Source organism: Nocardia mangyaensis, from assembly GCF_001886715.1.
Lineage (GTDB): Bacteria > Actinomycetota > Actinomycetes > Mycobacteriales > Mycobacteriaceae > Nocardia > Nocardia mangyaensis.
The window spans coordinates 7,037,659-7,049,521 of record NZ_CP018082.1 but is presented as its reverse complement, the minus strand read 5'-3'; the positions used below and the strand labels follow the sequence as shown (position 1 = coordinate 7,049,521).

The window sequence follows — 11,863 nt, the reverse complement described above, 5'->3', positions numbered from 1 at the left end:
CTCAGCTGGCGAAGAGGTCGTCAGCCGTCCGTGCGTCGAACGCCCGATCGAACCATGCGTCGAGCTCGTCGAGATCGCGGCATGCGCTGATCTTGGCTTCCGCGGCAGGTGAAGGCTCGATGCCCCTGCGCCGCAGGATGCGCAGAACGTGGGCGCGACCCTGCTCGATGCCTCGCTCGAGGCCCTGCTCGAGGCCCTGTTCGCGGCCTTCTTCGCGGAGTCGCTGTGACGTCTCGCCCCGGAAGAACGACAGATCGATCGACATCAGATTCCTCCATATCCGGGCGCCGCGGGTGCGGCCGAGGCCCAGTTCGACGAGTTCGGTGTAGATCTGAGCATCATCGTGATCGCCTACCAGGTGCAATGCGGCGGAAAGCGCCTCCAGTATGGCACCGATTTCTGGTCGAGTGGCATGCGTGATCGCGGAAAGTGCTGCTAGAGGTAGGTCAGTCACTGCGGCCTCGACATCAGTGACCGCAGGGACGTTGTGTGGTCCGAGGACGAGTGGGCGCAGGGTCACGCACGGCCAGGTCGCATGGCCGATGGACAGCGGGCCCTCTGCCCATGTCGCGGTGGTTCGGTTGCGGCACACGACGACCAAGACCACGGGCATCGCGTATTTCGCGTGGAGGAATGCCAGGTAGTACGCCCACGCGCAGGGGCGGCTGTCGTCCTTCTTGTTCTGTGCCTCGACTACCAGGAGGAAGCTGGACTCTGCGGTGACTATTCGTAGAACTGTGTCTGCGCGGCGTTCGATCGGTTCGATCTCGGTGAGGTCGACCGAGAGGTGCTCGACCTCGAGTGGGTCGGGAAAGGGGAGGTCCAGCGCGTGGAAGACGCGGGCGAAGGTGCCCGGGTCGTGCCGGAAGATCCGGTGCATCGCTTCGTGATGGGAGCTGACCATAGCGACCGAACATAGGTCACTGATGGAACTATGGTGCCATTTGTGTGGCGTGTTCGGCGACATGCGAGCGACGCGCCGGAGGACACTCCGTCAGCGGGTGCTCGGGCGGAGGGCTGCGAGGGTTAGGCCGGTGAGGAGGAGGGCGGCCCAGAGAAGGTGGGCAGCCGCAGAGGTTCGGCGTTGGGCGGGGGTGGAGATGTCGCGGGGGGTGGGATCGGGGATTCGGTAGAGGGCCAGGTCGGTGTCCTGGTAGACGAGTTCGGTTGCGGTGAGGGTGGTCTCGGCGGTGCCGAGGGGGCCGGGGGTGGTGCGTTCCAGCAGGATCCAGCCGACGCCGAGGTCGGTGAGCTCGGCGGGGGAACCGCCGCGCAGGAGGGTTTCTTCGACGGTGCGGGCGCGGTTGCCTTCGCCGTTGACGGCATAGCCGCGGACGCGGAGTTCGCCCGTTTGCAGGACGTCGTTGGGGAGGATGCGCGGGGCGGGATCGAGGACGGGAGCTGTTCCGCTGTAGGGGAATCGGCGGAACATGCCGCCGGGCAGGACCGCCACATCACCGGGGCCATCGATGTGTTCCACGACCTCGGCCCACCCCGCCGGGTAGTGCACCGGGCGCATCTGGCCGCCGATTCCCCATGTCAGGTCGGCGAGCGGGAAGATTAGCAATGCGATGAAAAGCGCTGCGACAGCGTTGATTCCGGTACGGCTCGACCTATCTGCGGCTGAATCGTTCTCTGCATCAATCGTTCCCGCGCCGCCCGCCGAACTGCCTGGCGCAAACCCCGCGTGCTCTGGCTCGGCCGCTCTGGCCGTGTCGCCCGGCTCGCTGGCGGCCGCCGCGTGCCCTGGCTCGTCGGTACCGAACGCTTGGCTAGACGCGGCGGCACCGGTCGCATCGGTCTGCGATTCGGCTGAGCCGGTTCGGGTTTGGTGTATGCCCGCGCTCGGTGCGTGACTGTCCGCGGCGATTCGACGCCACCACATGAGCACGGTCCGACAGGCCGCGGCCGCGCACAGGGCGTAGGCGGGCATCGCCAGGGCGACGTACTTCTGGGTGTCGCGCAGCAGGCCGGCGCCGGGGACGTGCACCATCAGCCATTCCCCGGCCGCGAGCCCCCACCCGGTGGCGCCGAGCGCGGGCAGCACGATGGCCACCGCCGCGATCACCAGCAGTGCCCGGCCGTCGCGCCCGCTCGCCCACACTGCGCGCACCCCGAGCACGACGATCCCGAGCAACAGCAGGGTGCCGACCAGCGCCAGCGGCGTCGTCCGGCTCGCGGGAACCGCCTCGCCGTTCCAGATCCCGCCGAGCCCGGCCAGACTCCCCAGCGTTCCGAGCCACGGTTCGGCCCGCGCCGCGAACGCCGCCACCCCCGCCGGATCCGACGGTTCGGCCCCCGACCCGAGCGCGGTCGCGGTCAACCAGGGCGCGCACGTGAGAACCCACAGACCCAGCGCGGGCAGGAACGCCCGCCGCCCCACCAGCGCGAGCCCGACGACAGCCGCCAGCAACGACCCCGTCGGCGTCAACCCGGCCGCCGCGAAGCACGCCGCGAGCGCCCCCCACCCGCCGATGGCCCGACCGGGCCCGACCGCGCGGCCGGTCCCGCCTCGCGGTCCGTGGTGCCCGATCGTGCTCGCCGTCTGCTCGGTGCTGCCCCTTGATCCGGCGCCGGTCGTGGGGACGGCGTGGTGGCCGACGCCGGCGGCGGCCGAGCGGATGCGGGCGGCGGCGAGGGCAACCCAGGGGAGAGCTGCGTAGCCGGTGAGCAGGCTCCAGTGGCCCTGGAGGAGGCGTTCGGCGACGAAGGGGTTCCACAGGGCGAGGGTGGCGGCGACGAGTTGGGCGCCGGTGCCGGCGTCGACGAAGCGGCGGGCCAGGACGGCGGCGCCGTAGCCGCCCGACCACAGAGCGACGATCAGGATCGCCTTCACCAGGATGCCGCCGTCGATCACCGGCGAGAGGAACGCGAGCAGGGCGTCCTGGGGGACGGCGCGTGGGGCGGCGGCGCCGAGGCCGAGCGCGGAGTCGGTGAGGTAGGAGCGGGGCGTGCTCACCGCGTCGCGCAGTAACAGGTATCCCGACCCGGCCAGCGGCCCGACGATGATCAGCGTGAGCAGGGCGCAGTAACCGGCGACCCAGACTCTCCCACGCCCACCACTACCCGTCACGTCAGTGCACCTTACGTCCCGGCTCGCACCGCCACACGCCCCCCGCGAGGTTCGGCGGGCTCGGTGATCGGGGTGGCGACCGCGTCCGGCGCGTCGAGGTGCGACGATGGGGCGTGTCTTCGGTCCGTCGTCCGCCTGTTGTTGCTGATCTGACCTGGGTGACGGCTGGCGCGATGACCGCCAACGTCGCCGGGTACCTCCTGCAGTTGTTGGCGGGACGGTGGCTCGGCGTGGCCGGGTACAGCGAGTTCGCGAGTCTGCTCGCCGTGCAGTTGCTGTGTGCGGTACCCGCGCTGGCCATGCAGAACGTGGTGGCGCGCGAGGTGGTCCGCGGGGCGAGTCTGCGCGCGGTGCGATCGATGCAGTGGCGGTGCGCGGCGCTGGTCGCCGCCGTCGCGGTGGTTCTGGTGCCGGTGGTGGCCGAGGTGCTGAACGTGGGCGTGTGGGCGGCCGCCGCCGCGCTCGGTGCGGCGCCCGCACTGGTCGTGCTCTCGGGTGAGCAGGGAATCCTGCAGGGCGGCAACCATTTCCGCGCATTGGCCACGGTCCTCGCGATGGCGGGAACGGCCCGGGTCGCACCCGCGCTGATCGCCCTCGCTCTCGGTGGCGGTGCCGCCGGAGCGCTGTGGGCAGGCGCCGCGGGCATCGTCGTCGCCGCACTCGTCGCCGCCCGCATCGCGCGGTCCACCACGATGGCCGCCGGTGAACTCGCCCCGGAGCCGGTCGGCCCGCCGCAGGCCGGTCCGCACCCGGACGCCTCGACGACGCCATCCCCGGGTCGAGACTCGCTCCCTTCGGCGGCGAACCGGCGGGATTCCGGTGCGATCGGCGTCCTGCCCGTGCTTCGCGCGGTCCAGGTGCAGGCCGCGTTGATGGCCCTGTCCTCGGTGGACCTGATCGTGGTGCGCATCGTCCTCGACGAGGTCGACGCGAGCCGGTATTCGCTCGGCACCATCGCCACGAAGATCGCCTTCTGGCTGCCACAGGCGGTGGGGGTGGTGCTGTACCCGCGGATGGCCAAGCCCACGCAGTCGGCCCGCGCGATCCGTGACGCGCTGTCGGTGCTGTCGCTGATCGGCATCGTCGCGGTGATCGGCGCCGCCGTGGCCGCGCCGCTGGCGCCGCTGTTCGCCGGACAGGACTACGCGCCGATCCAGAGCATGCTGTGGTTGTTCGCGCTGCACGGCGCGATCCTGGCGGTGCTGCAGGGCGCGCTCCTGTCGGCCATCGCGGTGGAACGCACCGCCCTTGCCGCTGTCACCTGGGTGGGTTTGGCCGTCGAGGTGACCTTGATGCTCACCTTCGCCCGGACCATCGGCTCGCTGATCGGCACCGCCGTCTCCGTCGCCGCCGTGACCACCGCGATCGTCGCCTTCGTCGTCCTGCGCACCGCCGCGCGGACTCCCGTCGCCGCGGGCCAACTGCGGACCTGAACCGGACATCACCTGTCCACACCGCTGGATGCGGACAGGTGTGGATGATTCACACCTGGACCACGATCGTGGGAACCAATCGTCGGACCCACGCCCGCACGGCAAACGGCGACGGCCCCGGTCACAAGGACCAGGGCCGCCGTCGAAAGCGAGTCTCTCAGGGACGTTTGTTGATGTCGATCTGCTCGGTGGGCCCGTCGTAGTCGCCGCGCGGGAACTGCGTCGTCGGCGCCTCGTCGGCATTCCAGTCCGAGGCCGCGGTCGCGCCGGAAGCCGCCGCGGGAGCCGGGGTGGTGCGGCCACCGCGCGGGGTCGCGTGGGCGGGAGTGCCACCGCCACCGCGCAGGCCGAGGAACAGGCCGGCCAGCAGGGCGAGGACACCGAGGATGCCCAGCACGATCGGCACGGTGCGGCCGAACAGCGCCAGCTTGTCGGTGTTGTCCTTGGCGATCGAGATCTGCGACTCCACGGTCGCATCGTCGAACACGATGTGCGACTTGAGCGCGGTCACCTCGGGCTTGTCACCCGAACGCGCGTAGTACAGGTGGATCGACTCGCCGCCCTTGATGACGGTGCCGGTCTGCGGCTCGACCCACAGGTCACGCACATTGGTGTAGTAGCGGGTCATGGTGACGGGCGCGTCGGGCTCGACATCGGTCACGCCCCACTTCGACGCGGGCAGGGTCAGCCGGTTGGCCGGGGACTGCACGACGTCCCAGGTGCTGGTGACCGGCACGATGTTCTGGAACCGGTAGACCTTGGTGTTGTTGATCTCGGTCTCTTCGATGAAGTTCGCGTCGAACGACTTGCGCGCGTTGATGTCGAAGTAGGGGTAGGTCTTCTTCTCGGTGCCGATCGGGAAGCGGTAGCCGAGGCCGGTGTGCTGCACCGGCTCCATGACACTGCCCTCGCGGTCGACGGTCACGGCGATCGACCCGTTGGGGTCGGCCTCGACCGGCTCGCCGGTGGTGCGGGAGATGGTGACGCGGTCGATGGCGGCGGTGAGCAGGCCGGTGTCGCCCTGCACGTCGGTGCGGCGCAGTGTCTGGCCCGCCTGCAGCGTCATCTCGTCGGCGTCGGACGGCTCCTCGACGGTGACGAAGCGCTGCGAGATCAGCGGTACATCGGTGTCCACGACGGCCGGACCATCGCCGGTGGTCAGCGACCTGGAGTCGAGGACGAGGCTCTCCTCTCCCGGCTGGTTCTCCGAGATCGTGGTGATCTCGAGGTCGAGCGGAGTCTTGGCCACCTTGCTCACCGTGTAGGTGGGGATCATCAGCGCGGCGACGAGTAATGCCGCGCCCAGACCCACGAGCACGCAGGCGACCGTCCTTCTGGTACCGGCACTCAGTGCCATGCAAACTCTCCTCGTCGTTCGAACACGGATAATCCGGTGGTCTGGTAGTGCACCACAGGCACTCGTGAGCCCCGACACTAACAGCCCGAGATCCCAGTGTGCGGCGCTGTGCCCTGGAAAACGCCGACACGGCAGACTGGAACTCGATGACGACCGTTACCGCCCCCGTGCCACCGCCGCGCGCCTTCATTCCCGCACTCGAAGGCATGCGCGGGATGGCGGCACTCGGTGTACTCGTCACCCACGTCGCGTTCCAGACCGGCGCGTCGAAGATCCCGGTGCTCGGCTCCATCCTGGAGCGCTTCGACATGGCGGTCGCGGTCTTCTTCGCGCTGTCGGGGTTCCTGCTGTGGCGCCCGCACGCCGCGGCCGCGCATGGGCTGGGCAAGGCGCCCTCGACCACGCGCTATCTGCTGCACCGGATCGCGCGGATCATGCCCGCGTACTGGGCGGTCGTGGTGTTCGTGCTGGTGTTGCTGCCCGGCGCGGCCCAATCGGCGAACCTGAAGGTGTGGGTGTCGAACCTGTTCTTCCTGCAGGTCTTCATACCGCTGACGCTCACCGAGGGTCTCACCCAGATGTGGAGTCTGTCGGTGGAGATGGCCTTCTACCTGTCGCTGCCGCTGCTGGCCTGGTCGGTGGTGTGGCTGCGCGGCCCGGCGGCCCGGTGGCGGGTGCCGGTGCTCGGCGCGCTGATCGCGGTGAGCCTGACCTGGAATCTGTGGCCGGTGCCGACGCCGGAGGCGATCCACGCCGACAACTGGCTGCCCGGCTATCTGCCGTGGTTCGCGGCGGGCATGATGCTGGCCGAGTTGATCCACCGGGCGCGGCCGGGCACCTGGTGGGGGCCACTGTTCTCCAGTCAACCGCTGATGTGGGCGATCGCGCTGGTGGCCTTCCTGATCTCGGCGACCGAGTTCGGTGGCCCGGCCGGGCTGGAGCGGGCCGAGCCGTGGCAGTACGCGGTGAAGATGGCGTTGGGCATGGTGATCGGGTTCGGGTTGATGGCGCCGCTGGTGCTGCGCCCCGCCGACGCCCCTGGGCATCGCTGGCTGGAATCACCCGCCGCCGCGTTGCTGGGGCGCTGGTCCTACGGCATCTTCCTGTGGCACCTGGTCGTGCTCACCATGGTGTTCCCGATATTCAGTCTGATGCCGTTCAGCGGCCACTTCGTCTACGTGCTCGTGCTGACCATCGTGTTGACGCTGCCGCTGGCGGCAGCGAGCTTCGCGCTGATCGAGGACCCGGCCCGGCGCGGGGTGCGGCGCTGGGACACGCGGGTCGCTGCCAAGCGGGCCGAATCCGCCGCGAGTGACAGCGCTAGCCCGGCTGCTCGATGACGCGGTGACTCCGACGCGGTGCCGTCACCGACCGCGGCGATGGCAGTCAGCGTCGCCGCGGTAGCGCCGCGACGCCGACCGCGATCACCGCGATCACCGCCGGTGCCTGCGCCCACAGCGAGCCACCCATGTACTCGGTCCCCGACCGCCACGTCCCCGTGGACAGTGCCGCCATCGACAGCATCGTCCCGATCCCGGCGACCCACGGCAGCACCCGCGCCGTCCCGGCGGGCCGGAATCGACTGCAGCCCAGCGCGAGCAGGGTGCACACCGTGGCGAAGGGTCCGGCGATGACGGTCGTGACGCCGGTCAGCCCGACCGCCGCGAGCCAATGGATGCCCCACGTCCCCGGTGCGGGACCGGGATCGGGCACCACGCGCCGGCGGGGAATCGCCAGCAGCACCAGCGGAATCAGCAGCAACAGCCCGCCGAAGATGGCCAGCCGGTACCAGCGGTCGGCCGGGAACGACACCGTGATCTCCCCGGTCGTGCCGTCCGGAATCAGCCAACCCTGCTGCCAGCCGTCGACCACCACCGGCGTCAGCTCGCGTCCCTCGGCGGTGTGCGCCGCCCAGCCGACATTGGTGCTGAGCGGCAGCACGAGCAGCTGGGTGCCCGGATCGGTGGGCGCGGCGGGGAACGGATCGGTGCGGACCAGGCGGATCCGGTCGACGGTGAACAGCTCGGTCGGCACGACGGTGAGATCGGGATTGCCGGGCAGCAGTTCGATATCGGCGGCGTCCTCCGCGCAGGCGCGGGCGGAAACCGGTGCGCCGGAGCGCAGTTCATCGGCGGTGGCGGTGACCGTGGTGTGCACGGCGCGACCGCCGATGGCGATCACCGGTCCGGCCTCGCAGCCGATGGTGACGAGCCGGTCGCCAGGCGCGTGTGCCGGATACTCGGGGCCGAGCACCTCCACCTCGGCCAGTCCGGTCGGCTGGGTGAGGACGAAGCCCAGCGCGGTGCGATCGAGAACCTCGTTCCAGCGCTGGACGCTGATCTCGATCCGGTCGGTCTCGGTGGGGTGCAGCGAGATCCGGGCGGGTTCGCCGTGTTCGCGTTCGGGCAGCTCCCTGACCTGTGGTCCGTTGCCGAGGTTCACCGCGACGGCGGTGGCGGTGGCGGGCAGGCCGCCCAGCGCGGTGGTGATGTCGAGCCCGGTGACCACAGCGGGCTCGGGAAGTTCCAGTACCAGTGTGGGTTTGGCGCCGGTGAGCCCGCGCACGGTGGCCTCTGGTGCGATCCAGGTGGTCTTCGGGTCGCCGTCGGTGGCGGCGAAGGCGGCGCCGCGCAGGTCGGCGACGTCGGCCTTGCCACGCGCCACCGGCCTCGAGTGGTCGGTGAGCAGCGCCTCCAGCACCGGTCCTGGCCGGGTGCGGACCGTGAGATCGGTACCGACGGTGAGTGGTTCGGGCACCGCGATGGTGCGGTTGAACACGCCGGGTTGCTCGGCGGGCAGGCCGAGCCCCTTGCTGCAGTGCACGCGGTCGGGTCCGTCGAAACAGGCGCTGCGGCCGGGGAATTCCTGGCCGAGATCCCAGCCGGTGGGAATGGTTCCGGTCGCCACGTCGGGCAGCACTATCCGGTGGCGGATGTCGACGCGCACCGGTGCCTCGCGCACGCTGTAGTCGTCGAGGGTGAGTTCAGCGATGCCGAACTGTCCTCCACGGGTACCTCTTTCGGTACGGGCGGCGGTGATCATCACCCAGTCGGTCTCGCCCGCGGGCAGGGCGACCGTCACCGGCGCGCCGGGCTCGGGGATCCGCGCCGACACCGTGCCCCGCTCGGTACGCACCTCGACCCATTTCACCGGATCGCCCAGCGCGGCCGCCGCCGTGCTGAACCGCAGCGAGCCGGAGGTGATGGGCTCGTCGAGATCGAGCCGAATCCACTGTCCCAGTGCGGATTCGGCGCCACTGCTGATCCAGGCGGTGCTCGGATCGCCGTCGACGGCCGCGGCGGTGGAACTGCCCGGCGCGGCACCGCCGATCTGGGTGGCGTCGGCGGCCGAGCTGGACGCGGTGACCTTCGCGCCCGACCACTCGCCCTGGACGAGTTCAGCGCCTTCGACGGGATAGTCGGGCACCAGGTTGTGTGTGCGCCGGGCGTCGTCGGGGGCGCGGACCGCGGAGTTGTGGTTGTCGACCCGGCCGAAATCGGCTTCGCGATCCATCGGGGTGTCGGTGATCAGCGTCGGCTGTGACGGCAGACCGGCCCGCCGCGCGTCGGCGTCGAGAAGCATGGGCGCGGTGGGGTTTCCGGTGTCGCGGCGGAGGCGTTCGAGCACCTCCGGTCCGCCCTTGACGACGGGAACGGAGTCCAGCGGAACCGTGTACGCGCCGGGGAAACCGGGCGGCGCCCCGGTGCCGCCGCGCACGTCGACGGGCGTGCCCGGTGGCGGTACCTCGACCCGGTAGATCTCGACCGCCGGGTAGGCGGGCAGCAGATCGTTGTCGACGACCAGTCCGGCATCGGCCGCGCGCGGCCCGATCAGCGCGCCGAACTCGGCCACCTTGGTGATTCCCGGTGAACCCTCGATCGCCTGGTGGGCCAGCATCGGCCGGGTCGAGCGCGAGGTTTCCGGGTCCAGGTCGTTGCGCAGCACCAGCACGCCGATGCCCTGGTCGGCGAGGGTGGCGGCGAGCCCGGTGGAGGGCCGGCCGTCGGCGATGAGGCGTTGCACCGAGTCCATCGCGCGGATGGTGCCCGGCGGGTTGAGCGGCACGGCATCGCGCACCGCCCAGGGCGTGCTGGCCAGGGCCTGAAGTGGTTCGTCGCGGGTGAGTCCCCAGATCTGGCTGCCGAACGGCGCGCCGGGCACGACGAGCGCGCGGGTGTCGGCGGCATTGTCGGCCAGCCATTGCGCGGTGTCGGTCCAGTAGGCGGGCACCCGGTCGTAGGCGCCGCGCGGGGCGAGGCGGGCGGTCCAGGCCAGCGAGGTCGCCAGCATGAGCGCGGCCAGGATCAGCGCGGCCACGGCCACGAGTCTGCTGCGTTCCGGATGGGCGAAAGCGTTGCGCCACACCGGCAGCGGCGACGACGCCGGTAGCGGCACCCGGCCGAGCAGATGCGCGAGACCGAGTACGAGCGGCAGCCGGATCAGCGGTTCCAGCTTGTGCACATTGCGCAGCGGCGCGCCGCCGGAATCCAGGAAGACCCGCACCGACTCGGCGAACGGACCACCGAGCGTGCCGACGTATCCGGCGCAGATGCCCGCCAGACCGACACACAGGATCAGCACGAACCGACCCCGGTACGGCATCGACGAGCGCGCCAGCCCGGCCATGCCCGCCGCGGCGAGCAGTCCGGTCGCCAGCACCGCGCCGGGCTGGGTCACCAGCACCGCGCCCGCGATGCGCTCGGGCGAGACGAACGGTGTCCAGCTGTCCGTACCGCGCAGCACCTCGCTCAACGACGCCCACTGCGTCGTCACTCCCGAGGACTCGATGTAGTCGAGGAACGGAGGACTCACCTTCCCGAGCAGCAGCAGCGGCACCACCCACCAGAAAGTCGCCAGCACCAGCAGCGGAATCCAGGCCAGCGTGAATCGCCACCAGCGTCGATTCGGGCGGTACGAGGCCCACCACAGCGCGGCGGGCAGGAACGCCGCCACGGTCGCCACCGCGTTCACCGACCCCATCAGCGCCAACGCGAGCGCACTGCCAGCGGCCGAAAGCGCTCCACCGCGGCCCAGCCGCGGCTCGACGCCACGGTCCTTCGCCACGCCTGCGGTGCCTGCGTTCGGAGTCCGGCCCTGGACCGGCGCGTCCTCGGCGTTCTCGCCCGCCATGGCCGCGCGGTCGCTGGGGCGTGTGCGCTCGAAGCGGATATCACCGACGGCAGGTCGCGTCTCGGGCGTGTCAGGGCTGTCGTCTCGGGCTGCACGTTCGGGTGGCGATGTGCCGGCGGGGGGTGCCGCACCGGCACCGGATCGACTCCGCATCGCCACGCCGAGCGCCGCTGGGGCCAGCAGCACCCAGGGCGCCAGCATCATCGGCAGTGTTTCCGACGAGATCGAGCCGAGCGTGGTGAGCACCCGTGGCGACAGCGCGAAGGCGATACCCGCGATCACCCGCGACCCGCGCGCCCCGATCCCGAGCGTCTCGCACAGCTTGACGATGCCCCAGAACCCGGCCAGCAGCAGCAGCGCCCACCAGACGCGCTGGGTGACCCAGGCGGGGACGTTCAGCAGATGACCGGCGGAGAAGAACGCGCCGTGCGGGAAGAAGTAGCCGTAGGCCTGGTTCTGCACCTGGCCCATCGGGGCCTGGCTGCTCCACAGGTGAGCGGCCCGCGCGAGGAAACCGAGGGGGTTCTGCGCCAGGTCGTATTTGGTGTCGGCGACGGTGAGGCCGGGCGCCTGCGCGAAGGTCAGTACGAAGGCGGCGACTACCGAGCCGACGAACCAGCGCCAACCCAATGGCGCCTTGTCCAGGTGCCCCGATCCGGGGCGCGACGCGCGGGCGTCGGGCTCAGCGGCTGCCGTATTCAGGGGCGTTGAGCAGTGAGGAGTCCTTGTCACCGCTGCGGTCGATCGAGGGCGCCGTGTTCTGCTGCACCGCTGCCGTGATCGCGAAGACGGCGATTGCGCTCAGCAGGGCGCCGCCGACCGCGCTGGCAACAGCCGGAACAGCAAACTTCATCGCGCACTCCAATACGC

General features: G+C 70.7%; 7 protein-coding genes. 2 read left to right on the top strand and 5 right to left on the bottom strand.

Translation table 11 applies throughout. From position 1 onward, the window contains the following. Nucleotide 1: 1 nt before the first annotated feature. Complete coding sequence (locus BOX37_RS32010; RefSeq protein WP_084761091.1) at nucleotides 2–880, bottom strand: RpnC/YadD family protein; 879 nt, start codon at nucleotides 878–880, stop codon at nucleotides 2–4. Nucleotides 881–994: 114 nt separating this feature from the next. Then, nucleotides 995–3,073 carry an MmpA family trehalose lipid delivery protein gene (locus BOX37_RS32005; protein ID WP_206045738.1) on the bottom strand — a complete coding sequence of 693 codons (2,079 nt, stop codon included), beginning with the start codon at nucleotides 3,071–3,073 and terminating at the stop codon, nucleotides 995–997. Between the two features lie 173 nt (nucleotides 3,074–3,246). Between BOX37_RS32005 and BOX37_RS32000 the strand changes: the two genes are divergently transcribed. Next, nucleotides 3,247–4,506 carry a polysaccharide biosynthesis protein gene (locus tag BOX37_RS32000; RefSeq protein WP_084761090.1) on the top strand — a complete coding sequence of 420 codons (1,260 nt, stop codon included), beginning with the start codon at nucleotides 3,247–3,249 and terminating at the stop codon, nucleotides 4,504–4,506. Nucleotides 4,507–4,663: 157 nt separating this feature from the next. Here the strand turns inward: BOX37_RS32000 and pgfA are convergent, their stop codons facing one another. Then, nucleotides 4,664–5,863: a cell envelope lipid trafficking protein PgfA gene (pgfA, locus tag BOX37_RS31995; RefSeq protein ID WP_071930873.1), complete on the bottom strand. Its 1,200-nt coding sequence runs from the start codon at nucleotides 5,861–5,863 to the stop codon at nucleotides 4,664–4,666. A 146-nt stretch (nucleotides 5,864–6,009) separates the two neighbouring features. On the opposite strand from pgfA, the gene BOX37_RS31990 reads away from it, so the two are divergent. Next, a complete protein-coding gene (locus BOX37_RS31990) occupies nucleotides 6,010–7,203 on the top strand; it encodes an acyltransferase family protein (RefSeq protein ID WP_206045737.1) in 1,194 nt (397 codons plus the stop codon). A gap of 46 nt (nucleotides 7,204–7,249) precedes the next feature. Here the strand turns inward: BOX37_RS31990 and BOX37_RS31985 are convergent, their stop codons facing one another. Both BOX37_RS31985 and BOX37_RS31980 read right to left on the bottom strand, forming a co-directional pair. Next, on the bottom strand, nucleotides 7,250–11,638 hold the full coding sequence (locus BOX37_RS31985; RefSeq protein ID WP_240505478.1) for an alpha-(1->3)-arabinofuranosyltransferase: 4,389 nt from the start codon (nucleotides 11,636–11,638) through the stop codon (nucleotides 7,250–7,252). 37 nt (nucleotides 11,639–11,675) lie between these two features. Beyond that, nucleotides 11,676–11,846 carry a DUF2613 domain-containing protein gene (locus tag BOX37_RS31980; protein WP_022566695.1) on the bottom strand — a complete coding sequence of 57 codons (171 nt, stop codon included), beginning with the start codon at nucleotides 11,844–11,846 and terminating at the stop codon, nucleotides 11,676–11,678. Between the last annotated feature and the right edge of the window lie 17 nt (nucleotides 11,847–11,863).

Excerpts from the sequence above, each read along its gene's own strand:
- BOX37_RS31990 (WP_206045737.1), top strand. The coding sequence starts at position 6,010 with ATGACGACCGTTACCGCCCCCGTGCCACCGCCGCGCGCCTTCATTCCC.
- BOX37_RS32010 (WP_084761091.1), bottom strand. The coding sequence starts at position 880 with ATGCACCGGATCTTCCGGCACGACCCGGGCACCTTCGCCCGCGTCTTC.
- BOX37_RS31980 (WP_022566695.1), bottom strand. The coding sequence starts at position 11,846 with ATGAAGTTTGCTGTTCCGGCTGTTGCCAGCGCGGTCGGCGGCGCCCTG.
- pgfA (WP_071930873.1), bottom strand. The coding sequence starts at position 5,863 with ATGGCACTGAGTGCCGGTACCAGAAGGACGGTCGCCTGCGTGCTCGTG.
- BOX37_RS32000 (WP_084761090.1), top strand. The coding sequence starts at position 3,247 with ATGACCGCCAACGTCGCCGGGTACCTCCTGCAGTTGTTGGCGGGACGG.